We start from the raw sequence: 15217 nt of genomic DNA on the forward strand, positions 1-15217 counted from the left end.
ATGAAACAACTCAAAATTGGGATTATTGGATGCGGAAGTATAGCTAAGCATCGGCATATGCCTGAATATCATGCAAGCAGCGGGGCTGTCATTGCAGCGGTATGTGATATTAATGAAGAGCGTGCAAATGTGTTTGCCGGCTTGTATGGGGCGAAGGTGTACACCGATTATAGAGAATTATTGGCTAATCCGGATATAGATGCTGTGAGTGTCTGTACCCCGAACAATCTGCATGCCCCCATTTCAGTTGCAGCATTAAACTCAGGCAAGCATGTTTTATGTGAAAAGCCAATGGCAACCTCTAAGGTAGAGGCAGAGGACATGATTGAAGCAGCCCTTAAAAATGGAAAGAAGTTAATGATTGCTCATAATCAGCGCTTTGTTCCATCTCATAAAAAAGCAAAGGAATTGATTGCAAAAGGTGAAGCGGGAAAAATCTTTAGTTTCCGGACGGCTTTTGGCCACGGTGGGCCAGAGGGATGGAGTGCAGATGGCAAAGAAAGCTGGTTCTTCAAAAAAGATCAGGCTTTTATTGGCGCCATGGGCGACCTTGGTGTCCATAAGACCGACTTGCTGCGTTATCTGCTGGGAGAAGAGTTTGCTGAGGTAGGAGCATTTGTAGAGACAAGTGCCAAGATTGGTGCTGATGTCGATGATACAGCGGTATGCGTTTTGAAAACGGAAAGCGGTGTGATCGGAACATTGGCTGCAAGCTGGTCCTATGTCTCAAAAGAAGACAATTCCACCATTATTTATGGAGAAAAGGCAATTTTGAGATTAGAGGATGATCCGGTGCATTCTCTCGTTGTTCAGTATGTAAACGGTGAAACAGTAAAGTACGAACTCGGCGGGATCCAGACAAATGAAGAAGGAGGACAAAAGAATTCAGAAGTCATTGACCATTTTGTTGAAAGTATCTTAAATGAACAGGAGCCTGCGATTCCTGGTTCTGAGGGAATGAAGTCGCTCCAAGTGATACTTGCTGCGCTGGAGTCAAGCGAAACAAAGCAGATTGTCAGAATTAATTGAGGTGCATCAATGAAGAAACTTCGGATAGGAATTATCGGTGCTGGCGGAATCGCCCAGTCCAGGCATATTCCCGTTTTATTAAAATTATCGGATCGTGCTTCTGTAACAGCTATTTGCGATGTGAATGAGGATACTGCACAGTTGGCTGCAAAGAAGTTTGGAATTAGCAGCGTTTTTACAGATTATAAAGAAGTATTCAGTGTAACAGATGCCGTGGTTATTTGTACACCGAATAAGTTTCACGCTGAGATTACAGTTGCTGCAATGGAGGCTGGGCTGCATGTGTTGTGTGAGAAGCCAATGGCCATGAGAGCAGAAGAATGCATGAAAATGATTGATGCCAGAGACAGATCGGGAAAGGTTTTGGCCATAGCTTATCACTACCGGTTTATGAAAGAGGCTCAGGCTGCCAAAAAACTCATTGCAGAAGGTGAAATTGGCCTTCCATTTGCAGCCAGGGCAAGAGCGATGAGAAGAAGAAAGGTGCCGAGCTGGGGTGTTTTCACCAATAAGGAACTTCAGGGCGGAGGAAGTTTGATTGATTACGGGTGCCACTTGCTTGACCTCTCGCTTTGGCTTCTGGGAAACCCGGAGGAAGCCGAGGTTTCCGGTACTGCTTACAATATATTGAGCAGAATGCCTGAGCAGGTGAATCTATGGGGCAGTTTTGACCATCAATCCTTTAATGTCGATGATCATGTCACAGCTTACATAAAATTTGCGAATGGCGCATCCCTGCTTTTTGAAACCTCATGGTCGGCCAATATCGAACGGGATGATGAAAGCCTCAGCCTTTCAGGACAGGATGGAGGAATTGATTTATTCCCATTCAGTTTGAATCAATCCAAACATGGAATGCTGATTAATACACGTTCAGAGTGGCTGCCAGGGGAGGATGACTATGCTTTAGGTCAGGCACGGAACTTTATTGAGAGCTGTTTGGGGAGGGAAGAATTTATAGTTAAAGCGGAAGAAGCACTGCAGACAACCAGAATTATTGATGCGATTTATAAAAGCAGTGAAATGGGCAGAAGAGAAATAATTTAGAAGCCAGGAGGGGATTTGATGAAGCTCGGCGTATTTACCGTTTTATTTGCTGAGAAAAATTTTGAAGAAATGCTTGATCATGTGAAAGCTGCAGGGCTTAAGGCTGTTGAAATCGGAACGGGAGCATATCCCGGAAACGCTCACTGCTGCCTGCACGAGCTTTTAGAAAGTAAAGAACTCCGGGATGATTACCTGGACAAGGTTTTATCAAGAGGGCTTGAAATCAGCGCATTCAGCTGCCATGGCAATCCGATTTCACCTGATATAGCATTTGCAGAGGTATCGGACCGCGTTTTATATGACACGATTAAGTTAGCCAGCTTAATGAATGTTCCGGTTGTTAACTGTTTCTCCGGCACTGCAGGTGATGGGGAAGGGGCCAAGCATCCGAATTGGCCGGTTGCGCCATGGCCGAATGAATATGGAGAAGTGCTGAAATGGCAATGGGAGGAGAAACTCATTCCTTACTGGAAGAAAGCCGGACAATTTGCAAAAGACCATAATGTGAAAATTGGTCTTGAACTTCACGGCGGATTCCTTGTGCACACTCCTTATACACTTCTAAAATTAAGGGAAGAAACCTCTGACGCCATTGGAGCCAATTTAGACCCAAGCCATTTATGGTGGCAGGGAATCGACCCTGTAGCAGCAATAAAGATTCTGGGAAAAGAAAATGCCATTCATCATTTTCATGCAAAAGATACCTATATTGACCAGGAAAATGTTAATATGTATGGTTTAACGGATATGCAGCCGTATGGCAATGTCCAGACCAGGGCGTGGACCTTCAGGTCAGTAGGTTGCGGACACAGCCTGCAGGAATGGTCGGATATGATGAGCGCTTTGCGTACATTTGGGTATGATTACGTTGTCAGCATTGAGCACGAAGATCCGCTTATGTCTATAGAAGAAGGATTTACAAGGGCAGTAAGGAATCTTAAATCGATCTTAATCGAAGAGCAGCCTTCAGAAATGTGGTGGGTGTAAACATATTTAGCAGGGGAGGATGTTAAATCCTTTCCTGTATTTTCGACAAATTTCTCAAAAAAGGTTGACCATTCTGGCTGAATTTAGTATTATTAAATAGTTGATTCGACACAATGTTTATTTTGCTGTTGATAAAAATCGACATAGGATTTAGTCATAATTTCTTTAATGATTGAGTATATAGTCACAAATGCGGGTGTAGTTTAGTGGTAAAACCTCAGCCTTCCAAGCTGATGATGAGGGTTCGATTCCCTTCACCCGCTCCATACATAGCCAACGCAGTGTTTCGTTCAAAAAGAACGAGGTATTGCGTTTTTTCATTTTCTTTGGCTATTAAGCAAAAAAATCGGGCGGCATCCGCAGATTCCACTCGATTTTTTATAAACTTATTTAACATTCAATTACCTTAAAGTTTCCTTCTCCTCCATGAACTTGAGTGTACATGTTCATTAATGACTCAACCATTTTTTCAGCCTTTTCCATTTCCAGAGAAGGGCGCAGATATATGATTTGAACGGCATTTTTAGTCTGTTCCGTCACCGCTGTCCTTTCAGAGTCGACAAACGGACTGCCAAATGGCCCTGCCGCATCTTCACTAATAATTAAATTGGCAAGCGAATTGGGTCTTCCGTTTAAACCGTTATATTCTTCGCCTTCTTTGCCTAACCTGATAGTCAGATTGCCTGAAAGCTTATCGGCGTCATACACGCCAATCGGTATTTGATATTCCAGGGAAAAGAAGTTGTTAATATCTATGGAGCTGTTGACCGGCTGCAGATAATTTTGTTTTTTAATTCTTCTGTATAGTGCTTCTGCAGAGTGGCGGTAGCGATTTGGATCCTTGCCTGCTGTTTTGAAAATCTGTCTCCATTCTCTGATCCCTTCAAATTCTGTAACACTCTTGTCCTCTAAGTCAAAATAAATAGATTCCTGAAATAATTGGAGTCTGCCCTTTACCATTTGAGGAGATTGCCCGACTTCGATATTTTTATATGTAATGAATCCAATTTTAAATTGGGGAAATAACCTGCACAACTCGGGATCAATCATAATTTCCAAGCTTTCCACCTCCAAAATTACTTTAAAATAGTTTATCATAATAAGCGGTGATTCAATAAATTAAATACTTTCATATAAATATAATTTTCCATGAAAGGAGGTTACACAATGAATTTTGCCCTTTTTCAGCAGGAAGTGATTGAATACAGCAAAACAATTGGCATAGATAAAATCGGTTTTACAGCAGCCAGCACTTTTGATGAGATGAAAAATAGACTGATTCGCCAGCAGGAACTTCAATATCAATCAGGATTTGAAGAGCCTGATATTGAGAAGAGGGTGAGTCCCAGCCTGCTAATGGACATGCCCAGGTCCATTATCTCAATTGCTGTTGCTTATCCTTCAAAAATGAAGGTCAGAGTTGTCAGCAAAAGAGGTGAAAGAAGAGGAATTTTCTGCCGCGCTTCATGGGGGAAAGACTATCATCATATCCTGAGGGAACGTCTTCAGAAGCTTGAAGAATTCATTCAATCAAGAATTCCTGAGGCGATATGCAAATCCATGGTGGATACAGGTGAGCTGGTGGATCGGGCCGTAGCACAGCGTGCCGGAATTGGCTGGAGCGGAAAAAACTGTTCCATCATCACACCGGAATTCGGATCGTATGTCTATCTCGGAGAAATGATAACGAATCTGCCTTTTGAGCCGGATAAACCAATGGAAGACGGATGCGGAAGCTGTAATAAATGTGTTGACGTCTGTCCTACTGGAGCTTTAATACAGGGAGGTCAGCTTGATGCACAGAAATGCATAGCGTTTCTGACGCAGACAAAAGGCTTTCTTGCAGAGCCGTTTAGAGAAAAACTTGGGAACAGACTTTATGGATGCGATACCTGTCAAACCGTATGCCCTGAAAATAAAGGCAAGGATTTTCATCTGCACGAAGAAATGGAGCCGGATCCTGAAGTGGCAAAGCCTCTTTTAAGGCCGCTTCTATTTATCAGCAACCGTGAATTTAAAGAAAAGTATGGCCCGGTTTCAGGCTCCTGGAGAGGGAAGAAACCGATCCAGCGAAATGCCATTATCGCCTTGGCTCACTACAAAGACGAAACAGCTGTAGAAGATCTGATTAAAGTCATGACAGAAGATCCTCGGCCGGTGATCCGTGGAACGGCTGCATGGGCACTCGGGAAAATTGGCGGTGAGGAATCACTGGCTGCCCTGGAACAGGCTTTGCAGCAGGAAAAAGACGGAGAGGTCATTGCTGAGATTGAAAAAGGTTTAAGTTTTATTGAACAATGATGAGGGAGTAATCTCCCTCTTTTTTTATGGACACATAGAGAAACTAGTAGGCCCGGCTGATTTACTGTTATTTTGCACGAAAAATTAAGCAAAGTCCTCTGCTTCCTCTCATATGTATTGAATAGGAGAGGAGTGAGATGCGTGAGGGACCAGCTTCAGGAGCTGTTAATAAAAAGAGTGCAGCAGTGCGTTTCCCATTCAAGAAGTTCAATTCATACCTGCCCTAAGATTGAAAAGAAGAAAGAATCTCTTTCCGGCCGGTCCGGTGAGATTGTTAAGGCCCAGGCAACCGGAAAAGTGATCACGGTCGGCAGGGAGAAGGATGATGTGAAGCAGGTTGAATACAAAGTTCATTTTAAATATTTAATTAAGCAAAAAGGTGTATTCTATATGGAAGAAGAAATTGAAGAGCGCACAGCCGACTTTTATAAAGGAGTGTTTGTCGAGGATCGGGAGAAAAACCCTTTTAAAGAAATTCAAAAAGATGAAGCCTCTCCAGACCGTGAATATGGAGAGGAAAAAAGGCTTGAGTATGAGTATGACCGCATGAAGGCAGTGCAGTATGCAGAAAAATGGTGGAACAGCTATAATCCGGCTTATAAAAAATTTGAAGTGGATTGCACGAATTATATTTCCCAGTGTCTTCATGTAGGCGGCGGACCGATGAGAGGGTTTCCTAACCGCGGAAAAGGATGGTGGATGAGAAGCGGGAATTGGAGCTACAGCTGGACAGTAGCGAATTCATTGCGGTGGTATCTGCCGAGTTCGAATTCGGGGTTAAGAGCGGAGGAAGTCTCCAGTCCGGATCAGCTCTTAATTGGAGATGTTATTTGCTATGATTTTCAGGGAGACGGGCGATTTGACCATACAACAATCGTGACGGGAAAAGATGCCTCCGGTATGCCCCTGGTCAATGCCCATACTTATAACAGCCGAATGCGCTATTGGGCTTATGAAGATTCAACAGCCTATACACCCAATATTAAATATAAATTTTTGACTATAGCCGATGACCAGTAATTTGTATGGTGATTTCAAAGTGATATAATAACACATGCAGATTTAATTTAGAGGTGAAAAAAGTGGGATTGCATGTAGTATTATATCAGCCGGAAATTCCGGCCAACACTGGTAATATAGCACGTACTTGCGCGGCTACTGATACGACATTGCATCTGGTCCGGCCGCTTGGCTTCTCGACGGAAGATAAAATGCTGAAGCGTGCAGGCTTGGATTATTGGCAATTTGTTAATATTGTTTATCATGAATCATTGGACGATTTCTTTAATAGCAGTGAAGGCGGTGAATATTTCTACTTAACGAAGTATGGCGCCAAGCCGCATTCCGCTTTCGATTACAGCAATGTCGGGAAGGATTATTATTTTATATTCGGCAAAGAAACGACGGGCCTTCCGAAGGATATTATTGAAAGCAACATAGAGCGCGCATTAAGGATTCCAATGAACGATAAAGTCCGTTCGCTTAATTTATCCAACAGTGCAGCCATTCTTGTTTATGAAGCACTTCGGCAGCAGGATTACTTGCATTTAAAATAGGAAACAGAAGGCCTGATATTTTTCGGGCCTTTTCCTTTGGAGAAAACTTTCCTTTCTGGGTAAAATGAAAAAGTACATATGGAAAGGATGAGATGTGATGAATGAAGTTACCAATTTGCTGATGGACCATCGCTCCGTGCGCCACTTTGAGGACAAGCCTCTTTCCCGCGAGCAGATAGAAACGATTGTACTTTCTGCTCAAGCCGCGTCCACCTCAAGTTTTGTTCAAGCGTATTCAATAATCGGTCTTACCGATAAAGTGAAGAAAGCGAAACTTGCTGAATTTGCAGGCAATCAGAATTATGTAGCAGAAAATGGACATTTTTTCGTGTTTTGTGCTGATTTGCATCGTCATGAAGTCATGGGACAAATGGAAAACATCAATGTAATTCCTTCCATTGAAAGCACAGAGAAATTTATGGTGGCTGTCATTGATGCAGCATTGGCTGCCCAGAATGCTGCAGTTGCTGCTGAATCGCTGGGATTGGGAATCTGCTATATTGGCGGAATAAGAAACAATCTTGAAGGGGTAGCTGAGCTTTTAAAAACCCCGAATCGCGTGATTCCTTTGTTTGGACTGGCTGTTGGCTACCCTTCCAAAAAGAACGATAAAAAGCCGAGGCTGCCTCTTCAGCACATATACCATGAAAATGAATATAATCAGGATGAAACTGCCTACCGCGAAGAGCTGGAAGTGTATAATAACATCATTTCCGAGTACTATAATGAGCGTACGGGCGGAAAGCGGAATGACACGTGGACTGGTCAAATCGCCGGCATGCTCGAAAAGCAGACACGAATGTATATGAAGGATTTTGTACAGAAGAAAAAGATGGATTTAAGGTAGGGGTATATTGGGACACCAAGAGTCTGTGCTTCAAATAAGAAAAAAGCTGCTGAATTGATCAGCAGCTTATTTTTTGCTTACGCCTGGCTTGTCATCATAACCAGCAGTGAAAATAGCAGCAAGGAAAGCAACCATTACACCGATAATAATAATTGTACCCATGTATATGTAATCCTCCTTTAGCGGTATATCGATAGGCAAGCATGTAAATATAAGCTTATTATAGCCCAAAAATGAATAACTGTGAATGAAAAGTATGGAGTTTTTTTTACAGTTAGATCGCGCAGCAAAGTGTTCCTTATAATTAATCCCCGTAAAAAGTACAAACCAAACTCTCAATAGTTTACGCATGTTCGATTGCCGGGGCGCATAGAGTATATTAATCGTCTCTGATAATGCGACAGGGGGAGGTCCTTATGGATATTCTAAAAAAAATTGAGATGTACAGACACGAAGAGGAAAAGCTTAAATGGGAAGGGACTTTTGGAGAGTATTTAGAAATTATTAAAGAGAAGCCATGGGTTGCCCAGTCAGCACATTCACGGGTATATAGCATGATTAAAGATGCCGGTGTGGAAGAAGTGAAGGGGCAAAAAAGATATCAGTTTTTCAGCAATCAGCTCTTTGGATTAGAAGAAGCTTTGGAAAGGTTAGTGGAAGAGTATTTCCATCCGGCAGCCAAACGCCTTGATGTCCGCAAAAGGATCCTTTTATTAATGGGACCGGTCAGCGGCGGTAAATCAACATTAGTGACGATGCTAAAAAGAGGTTTGGAACAATATTCTCATTCTGATAGGGGAGCGGTCTATGCTATTAAGGGTTGCCCGATGCATGAAGATCCGCTTCATTTAATCCCGCACCATCTCCGAAAGGATTTCTATGACGAATATGGAATTAGAATTGAAGGAAATTTATCGCCACTGAATAGCATGCGTCTTGAGCAGGAATATGGCGGCCGCATTGAGGATGTTTTGATTGAAAGGATCATTTTCTCGGAAGATCGAAGGGTAGGTATTGGAACTTTCAGCCCTTCAGATCCAAAATCACAGGATATTGCCGATCTGACTGGAAGCATTGACTTTTCAACCATTGCTGAATATGGTTCGGAGTCAGATCCTCGTGCCTATCGTTTCGATGGAGAACTAAATAAAGCAAACCGCGGTATGATGGAATTCCAGGAAATGCTGAAGTGCGACGAGAAGTTTTTATGGCATTTATTGTCACTGACTCAGGAAGGCAACTTTAAAGCTGGACGCTTCGCTCTGATTTCGGCAGATGAGCTAATTGTCGCTCACACGAATGAAACAGAGTATCGTTCATTCATTTCCAATAAAAAGAATGAAGCTTTGCATTCCAGGATAATTGTTATGCCAATCCCATATAATTTAAAGGTTTCAGAGGAAGAGAAGATTTACGATAAAATGATTCGTGAAAGCGATGTTTCCAACGTGCATATTGCACCGCATACTTTGAGGGTTGCAGCGATGTTTACGATTCTAACCCGCATGAAAGATCCGAAAAAAGGCGATATTGATTTAGTTAAGAAAATGCGTTTGTATGATGGAGAGAGCGTTGAAGGCTATAACAGAGCTGATGTGGAAGAATTGAAAAAAGAGCATGCAGATGAAGGCATGAGCGGTATTGACCCGCGCTATGTCATCAACAGGATCTCTTCTACAATCATCCGCAAAAATATCACAAGCATCAATGCGCTGGATGTATTGCGGTCGCTTAAAGAAGGTTTGGATCAGCATCCATCCATTACTCCAGAACTGAAAGAAAGATACCTGAACTTTATTTCTCTGGCCCGCAAGGAGTATGATGATATTGCGAAGAAAGAAGTTCAAAAGGCATTTGTTTACTCTTATGAAGAATCTGCGAAAACGCTTATGGAAAACTATCTTGATAATGTTGAAGCATACTGCAATAAAGCGAAGCTGCGCGACCCATTAACGGGTGAGGAAATCAGTCCGGATGAAAAGCTGATGCGCTCAATCGAAGAGCAGATTGGCATCTCCGAGAATGCGAAGAAAGCATTCAGGGAGGAAATCCTCATACGCATCTCAGCTTACGCAAGAAAAGGCAAGCGCTTTGACTATAATTCGCATGACCGTCTGCGTGAAGCTATCCAGAAGAAGCTTTTCGCTGACCTGAAAGATGTCGTAAAGATCACCACATCTTCAAAAACGCCTGATGAGCAGCAGCTGAAGAAGGTGAATGAGGTTGTAGCAAGATTAATTGACGAACATGGCTATAACTCAACATCAGCAAACGAACTGCTCCGCTATGTGGGAAGCTTGCTGAATCGATAAAAAGAAGGGCCTGGCAGAGTTCTGCCAGGCTTATTTTTAGGATGAAAAAGAAAAAACAGTGGTGTAATTGATAGATTTAATGAAAAATACCCCATATAAAAAAGAGGCTCCGAAAGCCTCTTCATCAATTTTTCTCTATTTTAAGTACAGCTTCTTTCTCTTTTTTCTGACATTCAGGACAAATTGGCTTGTTTTCAAGATAAACCGTCCGATCATACAGTGATAATTCACCGCACCAGCCGCAGCAAAGGATTTCGCTCATAAAAATCCCCCCTTTAGTATAATCCTATTTTCGCTTGGCCATATTTATGCAGCAGAACCTGCCTAAAAGTTTAGATAAGCCCAATTAGGGGTATAAATACATCAGAGGTGATATTCATGAAAAAGAAAGAATTAGATAAGAATTATACACCGAGAAACAGCTCAATGGCAGAGAATATTGAAGAAATGGAAAATCTGGGCAAGCAAATGGAAAATTTGCGGACCAATAAAGAATTAAAAGAGGATTATGATAAATATCCCGATCCCATTCAGAATAAAAACAAGGACAAGAACCTTCGCTAAACGCGGAGGTTTATTTTTGTTTAATGAGGCAAATCCCCATATTAAAAAATGGGCTTGTCCAAAAGATGCTGCGAATGTCTTATTGTCAAAATTATTTGTAAATTATTTTGTCTTCTCGCATATGATAGAGTAATAAACATTTCTTTGTATTGGTGCATTAATAACAAATTTGCTGCCGGGAAATGAGTCTATGAAAAGAAGGCAGACTGCTGAATTGGGGATGTTTCATCTTTTTTTGACACTCGAGATATTGTATGTTGGAAAGCTGTAATGTGTGAAATTTAATTTAAAAGGAGGGGTTAACATGACGAATGTCAATAACCATCAGTTTGTGATTTCCCAAGAAGATTGGTCCCTCCATCGCAAAGGCTATGATGACCAGCAGCGTCATCAGGATAAAGTCCAGGAAGCAATCCGCAACAATTTGCCTGATTTGATAACGGAAGAAAACATTGTAATGTCGAATGGGCGGGAAGTAGTGAAAATTCCGATTCGCTCATTGGATGAATACAAAATCCGTTATAACTATGATAAAAACAAACATGTCGGCCAAGGCGATGGAGATAGCCAGATTGGAGATGTAGTGGCACGTGATGGATCCGGCAGCCAGAAAGGACCCGGAAAGGGGCAAGGGGCAGGCGACCAGGCAGGCGAGGATTATTTTGAAGCTGAAGTATCACTGATGGAAATTGAAGAAGCATTATTTAAACAATTGGAATTGCCTAATTTAAAAAGAAAAGAGCAGGATGAAAACCTGGTAGAGGACATTGAATTTAATGATATCAGAAAGACTGGATTAATGGGCAATATTGATAAGAAACGCACCATGATGTCGGCATTTAAGCGCAATGCAATGAGTGGAAAAGCAGCGTTCCACCCAATTTATAAGGAAGATTTGAAGTTTAAGACCTGGAATGAAATTGTAAAGCCTGATTCAAAGGCTGTTGTGCTTGCGATGATGGATACGAGCGGCTCGATGGGGATCTGGGAAAAGTATATGGCCAGAAGCTTTTTCTTCTGGATGACGCGGTTTCTGAGAACCAAATATGAGACAGTCGAGATAGAATTTATTGCCCATCATACTGAAGCAAAGGTGGTCTCAGAAGAGGACTTTTTCTCAAAAGGAGAAAGCGGGGGAACCATTTGTTCATCTGCCTATCGTAAAGCACTTGAACTGATTGATGTCAAATACGACCCGCACAAATATAATATTTACCCTTTTCACTTCTCAGACGGTGATAACCTGACCTCTGACAACGCCCGCTGTGTTAAGCTAGTGGAAGACCTGATGAAGGTGTCCAATATGTTCGGATACGGTGAAGTAAACCAGTATAACCGCCACTCGACCCTGATGTCAGCCTATAAAAATATTAAAAATGAGGATTTCCGCTATTATATCCTTAAGCAAAAAGCAGATGTATTCCATGCGATGAAGAGTTTCTTCAAACAGGAGGAAGATAAGAAGAAGTACGCTTAAGAGAGGGGAACCTCTCTTTTTTATTCCGAAAAAAAGACCCCAATCGGGGGCCTTCTGCTATTTGAGCCTTTCTTTCGTATGTCGATCATCCCGGTTTAATTCAGCACTGGTTTTCACATCTGCAGACTTGGGTGAAACGTGAACACGATTGATTTCCTGATTATCGGCAGCACATGAGTTACGGGATTTATCTGCCAGTGTTTTGATATCTGCTTCATGGACAACTTCCCGGGCTGAAGCGCTTTCGAGGTACCCTTCTGAGTCTTCAGCAGTGATCCTCTGATTGTCCTCCTGGGAAGTGGGATAGTTCCCATAGTAGTCCGCGATTAAGACGTATTTTCCATCAAATACCATGCTTGCGTATTTATCCAGGTCATGTTCATCAAACCGTGTACCATCTTTTTTATCAGGATCCATTCCAGAACTTGTGGCTGGATCTTCTCCCATAAAAAGGGCTTTCACTGAATCAAGAAAGCGCTGATTGCCGAGCTCCTGGGATCCGACTATTCGCAAGTTCACTCCATGATTGTCTGCAAAGCTTTCAAGGTTCGCTCCATCTTTTGAAACAATCACCAGGTTGTCTTTCTGATACCCGTTTGACTCTGCCCCTTCAATAGCATCTTTTAGATCTTCCTGTGTATCATACCCGCCTACTAGTATATTTTTTTTCATATTTTCACTCCTAATGTCATATTATATTTTCTATTTTCCCTGAATTGCAGGCGGAGAAACTTTCTTTTTCTATTGAAGGGCTGACAGATAAGTAATAAACTGTGCAGAATCATTACATGGTACAAGCCGTATGAATTAATAAAACACAGTAAATACAGTATGATAAAGATAATAGCCGAAAAATTGGAATCGCTGCTGGAGGTGGGTATATGGAGATTGAGAAACTGGCTAAAAGGTTGGGTAACAGGACCCCAGTTATTTTAGGGAGTGAGCGATTTTTGAAATTCGCTATTTTGCTTCCGCTTGTTGAGAAAAATAATGAGGTACATGTCCTTTTTGAAGTGCGTTCACTTAAAATGAGAAGGCAGCCTGGGGAGGTCTGTTTCCCGGGCGGGAGAATAGATCCGGAAGATAGGGATGAGGAGCATACGGCCATCCGTGAGACCTCAGAGGAACTCGGCGTGAGTGAAGACAGCATTACAGATGTGTCCCCGCTGGATTACATGATTTCCTTCGGACAAATTATTTACCCTTATGCAGGCATTATCCATAATCCTAACCAGATTGTGCCAAACCCTGACGAAGTAGAAGAAGTTTTTACCGTGCCTCTTTCCTTTCTAAAAAATGTAAAGGCGGAAACGTATCACGTGAATTTTAAAGTGGAGCCCGAAGAAAATTTTCCTTTTGACTTGATTGCCGGGGGTGAAAATTACAAATGGCAGACAAGGAAAGTAGAAGAAGTATTTTACTATTTTGAGGATAAGGTTATTTGGGGGCTGACTGCCAGAATTCTTAAGCATTTTCTTGAAATCATTACTGAAGATTTCGAGGAAAGTGAAAGCGTTTGAAGAAAATAATTTTCAAAAAAGGTTGACGCAGTCCTTATAAATGTTTATGATTCATATAAATTGAATACTTAGAAACTTCTTATCAAGAGAGGCGGAGGGACTGACCCTATGAAGCCTCGGCAACCAGCATTTATGCACGGTGCCAAATTCAGAGGAATACATTTTCCGAAGATAAGAAGGCGGAATGAACGAAATGTAAATTCAAACCCCTTCTTGTCTGTAATGGACGGAAGGGGTTTTTTGTTTTTACAGGTATCTGCACTTTAAATATTAACCAGGGGGAATGAGAAATGTCAGCGATAACGATTGGGCTATTGGGGTTTGGAACAGTTGGAAAAGGAGTGTATGAAACGATCAGCAAACATCAGGGAAGGCTTCAGGCGATATTCGGGAAAGAAGTTAAGGTCTCGGCCATCCTTGTCAAAAATGTGAGTAAGCATTCTTTGCGCGATGATGAGGTGCTTTTAACTGATGACTTTCAAGATATTATTGAGCTTCCTAAGCTTGATGTCGTAATTGATGCCATTGTTGGCAGGGAACCAGGCTATACGTATTTGCGCCAGGCAATATCGAGAGGATGCCATGTCATTACAGCAAATAAGGAGATGTTTGCATTCCATGGAAGTGAGCTTGCGAGGCTCGCAAAAGAAAATAATGTATCATTAGGATTTGAAGCAACAGTCGGAGGCGGAATCCCTATAATTCAGACTATCAAGCAGCTGCTGAATGCCAACAAGATTGAACGGATCGAAGGAATATTAAATGGCACATCCAATTTCATTTTGACAAGTATGCGCGAGGAGAGCTTATCATTTGAAGAAGCACTGAAAATAGCTCAGGAAAAAGGATATGCAGAAGCCGATCCCAAAAATGATATCGAAGGATATGACGCTTTTTACAAAGCGGTTGTTCTGAGCGAGCTGGTATTCGGGAAAGCACCGGCGCAGGAAACATCTGTTAGAGAAGGCATTACTGACATTACAATTGAGCAAATTCGTATGGCTGATTCCCTGGGACTGAAATTTAAACATGTAGCATCAATTCAGAGGGAAAAAGATGCTATCCGCTGTACTGTAAAACCGGTCCTGACAGGGGAGGCACATCCCTTGTACAGAGTAGAAGGAGTGCAAAATGCAGTTTCGATTGATGCGGATATAGTCGGGAATATCAGCCTGCAGGGTCCTGGAGCCGGCATGTTTCCGACAGCTAGCGCAATTATTGAAGATTTGATTCATGTAGGCAGAGCCGATATTCCTTCAGTCTTTGAGGAAGGCAAGTCGGAAGGGACTGTTCTTGACGAGCCAGTTTGGATCATCTGGGGTGATGCTGATAAAGCGGGATTGCCTGAGGGATGTGAAATAATCAGAAAAGTGTCAAAAGATGTCTTCATCTTTAAGGCATCATTGGAAGCTGTGTCATTATTAGATACATCAGATTTGAAGGCTTATCAGGTGCTTGGAGACTATGCTCCGGCTGCAAAGGAAAATAAACAGGTACAGACGGTATAACCTGAAAGCATAATGAAAAAGCAGGAGGGGCAAGCTTATGAGCTGCCCCTCCCGAAGTATGTTTAGAGA

The 15217-nt window shown here is 42.2% G+C and carries 15 protein-coding genes, 1 tRNA gene and 1 riboswitch; of the genes, 13 read left to right on the forward strand and 3 right to left on the reverse strand.

Features of this window, described 5'->3' with window-relative positions; genetic code table 11:
- The 4 genes from IRB79_RS07340 to IRB79_RS07355 all read left to right on the forward strand — a co-directional run bounded on the left by IRB79_RS07340 (position 1) and on the right by IRB79_RS07355 (position 3329).
- The gene (locus IRB79_RS07340; RefSeq protein WP_243507744.1) at positions 1-1029 is read left to right on the forward strand and encodes a Gfo/Idh/MocA family protein; all 1029 of its coding nucleotides are present in this window, start codon (positions 1-3) and stop codon (positions 1027-1029) included.
- A 9-nt stretch (positions 1030-1038) separates the two neighbouring features.
- Complete coding sequence (locus IRB79_RS07345) at positions 1039-2076, forward strand: Gfo/Idh/MocA family protein (protein ID WP_243507746.1); 1038 nt, start codon at positions 1039-1041, stop codon at positions 2074-2076.
- A gap of 18 nt (positions 2077-2094) precedes the next feature.
- Positions 2095-3063: a sugar phosphate isomerase/epimerase family protein gene (locus IRB79_RS07350; protein ID WP_243507747.1), complete on the forward strand. Its 969-nt coding sequence runs from the start codon at positions 2095-2097 to the stop codon at positions 3061-3063.
- Between the two features lie 192 nt (positions 3064-3255).
- Positions 3256-3329: transfer RNA gene (locus tag IRB79_RS07355), tRNA-Gly, on the forward strand.
- A 124-nt stretch (positions 3330-3453) separates the two neighbouring features.
- On the opposite strand, the gene IRB79_RS07360 is transcribed toward IRB79_RS07355, so the two are convergent.
- A complete protein-coding gene (locus IRB79_RS07360) occupies positions 3454-4122 on the reverse strand; it encodes a B3/B4 domain-containing protein (RefSeq protein WP_243507750.1) in 669 nt (222 codons plus the stop codon).
- Between the two features lie 108 nt (positions 4123-4230).
- Here IRB79_RS07360 and queG point away from each other — a divergent pair, with 108 nt between their 5' ends.
- The 5 genes from queG to IRB79_RS07385 all read left to right on the forward strand — a co-directional run bounded on the left by queG (position 4231) and on the right by IRB79_RS07385 (position 10079).
- Positions 4231-5364 carry a tRNA epoxyqueuosine(34) reductase QueG gene (queG, locus tag IRB79_RS07365; RefSeq protein ID WP_243507752.1) on the forward strand — a complete coding sequence of 378 codons (1134 nt, stop codon included), beginning with the start codon at positions 4231-4233 and terminating at the stop codon, positions 5362-5364.
- A 141-nt stretch (positions 5365-5505) separates the two neighbouring features.
- Positions 5506-6384, forward strand: coding sequence for an amidase domain-containing protein (locus IRB79_RS07370; protein ID WP_243507754.1), 879 nt, complete (start codon positions 5506-5508; stop codon positions 6382-6384).
- 62 nt (positions 6385-6446) lie between these two features.
- Positions 6447-6920, forward strand: a complete 474-nt coding sequence (trmL, locus tag IRB79_RS07375) for a tRNA (uridine(34)/cytosine(34)/5-carboxymethylaminomethyluridine(34)-2'-O)-methyltransferase TrmL (protein WP_243507756.1) — start codon at positions 6447-6449, stop codon at positions 6918-6920.
- A gap of 97 nt (positions 6921-7017) precedes the next feature.
- Positions 7018-7767 (forward strand): oxygen-insensitive NADPH nitroreductase, encoded by a 750-nt coding sequence (gene nfsA, locus IRB79_RS07380; protein ID WP_243507758.1) that lies wholly within the window; start codon positions 7018-7020, stop codon positions 7765-7767.
- A gap of 416 nt (positions 7768-8183) precedes the next feature.
- Positions 8184-10079: a PrkA family serine protein kinase gene (locus IRB79_RS07385; protein ID WP_061793527.1), complete on the forward strand. Its 1896-nt coding sequence runs from the start codon at positions 8184-8186 to the stop codon at positions 10077-10079.
- Positions 10080-10203: 124 nt separating this feature from the next.
- Here the strand turns inward: IRB79_RS07385 and IRB79_RS07390 are convergent, their stop codons facing one another.
- Positions 10204-10341, reverse strand: a complete 138-nt coding sequence (locus IRB79_RS07390) for a hypothetical protein (RefSeq protein WP_243507760.1) — start codon at positions 10339-10341, stop codon at positions 10204-10206.
- 116 nt (positions 10342-10457) lie between these two features.
- On the opposite strand from IRB79_RS07390, the gene IRB79_RS07395 reads away from it, so the two are divergent.
- A complete protein-coding gene (locus IRB79_RS07395) occupies positions 10458-10643 on the forward strand; it encodes a hypothetical protein (protein WP_243507762.1) in 186 nt (61 codons plus the stop codon).
- Positions 10644-10947: 304 nt separating this feature from the next.
- Positions 10948-12120 (forward strand): sporulation protein YhbH, encoded by a 1173-nt coding sequence (gene yhbH / locus IRB79_RS07400; RefSeq protein ID WP_243507764.1) that lies wholly within the window; start codon positions 10948-10950, stop codon positions 12118-12120.
- A 57-nt stretch (positions 12121-12177) separates the two neighbouring features.
- Here yhbH and IRB79_RS07405 read toward each other — a convergent pair whose 3' ends face one another.
- On the reverse strand, positions 12178-12792 hold the full coding sequence (locus IRB79_RS07405) for a general stress protein (RefSeq protein WP_243507766.1): 615 nt from the start codon (positions 12790-12792) through the stop codon (positions 12178-12180).
- Between the two features lie 209 nt (positions 12793-13001).
- On the opposite strand from IRB79_RS07405, the gene IRB79_RS07410 reads away from it, so the two are divergent.
- The gene (locus tag IRB79_RS07410; protein ID WP_243507768.1) at positions 13002-13640 is read left to right on the forward strand and encodes an NUDIX hydrolase; all 639 of its coding nucleotides are present in this window, start codon (positions 13002-13004) and stop codon (positions 13638-13640) included.
- 76 nt (positions 13641-13716) lie between these two features.
- A riboswitch (SAM riboswitch) is annotated at positions 13717-13818 on the forward strand.
- A 112-nt stretch (positions 13819-13930) separates the two neighbouring features.
- Positions 13931-15148, forward strand: coding sequence for a homoserine dehydrogenase (locus IRB79_RS07415; protein ID WP_243507770.1), 1218 nt, complete (start codon positions 13931-13933; stop codon positions 15146-15148).
- The last annotated feature ends 69 nt before the right edge of the window (positions 15149-15217 follow it).

Origin of the sequence: Cytobacillus oceanisediminis, from assembly GCF_022811925.1 — a bacterium.
GTDB classification, from domain to species: Bacteria; Bacillota; Bacilli; order Bacillales; family Cytobacillaceae; genus Cytobacillus; species Cytobacillus oceanisediminis_D.

What these genes read in the sequence shown, in the direction of transcription:
- yhbH (WP_243507764.1), top strand. Translation starts at nt 10,948, where the DNA reads ATGACGAATGTCAATAACCATCAGTTTGTGATTTCCCAAGAAGATTGG.
- IRB79_RS07405 (WP_243507766.1), bottom strand. Translation starts at nt 12,792, where the DNA reads ATGAAAAAAAATATACTAGTAGGCGGGTATGATACACAGGAAGATCTA.
- IRB79_RS07350 (WP_243507747.1), top strand. Translation starts at nt 2,095, where the DNA reads ATGAAGCTCGGCGTATTTACCGTTTTATTTGCTGAGAAAAATTTTGAA.
- IRB79_RS07395 (WP_243507762.1), top strand. Translation starts at nt 10,458, where the DNA reads ATGAAAAAGAAAGAATTAGATAAGAATTATACACCGAGAAACAGCTCA.
- IRB79_RS07390 (WP_243507760.1), bottom strand. Translation starts at nt 10,341, where the DNA reads ATGAGCGAAATCCTTTGCTGCGGCTGGTGCGGTGAATTATCACTGTAT.
- IRB79_RS07415 (WP_243507770.1), top strand. Translation starts at nt 13,931, where the DNA reads ATGTCAGCGATAACGATTGGGCTATTGGGGTTTGGAACAGTTGGAAAA.
- queG (WP_243507752.1), top strand. Translation starts at nt 4,231, where the DNA reads ATGAATTTTGCCCTTTTTCAGCAGGAAGTGATTGAATACAGCAAAACA.
- IRB79_RS07340 (WP_243507744.1), top strand. Translation starts at nt 1, where the DNA reads ATGAAACAACTCAAAATTGGGATTATTGGATGCGGAAGTATAGCTAAG.
- IRB79_RS07385 (WP_061793527.1), top strand. Translation starts at nt 8,184, where the DNA reads ATGGATATTCTAAAAAAAATTGAGATGTACAGACACGAAGAGGAAAAG.
- IRB79_RS07345 (WP_243507746.1), top strand. Translation starts at nt 1,039, where the DNA reads ATGAAGAAACTTCGGATAGGAATTATCGGTGCTGGCGGAATCGCCCAG.
- IRB79_RS07410 (WP_243507768.1), top strand. Translation starts at nt 13,002, where the DNA reads ATGGAGATTGAGAAACTGGCTAAAAGGTTGGGTAACAGGACCCCAGTT.
- nfsA (WP_243507758.1), top strand. Translation starts at nt 7,018, where the DNA reads ATGAATGAAGTTACCAATTTGCTGATGGACCATCGCTCCGTGCGCCAC.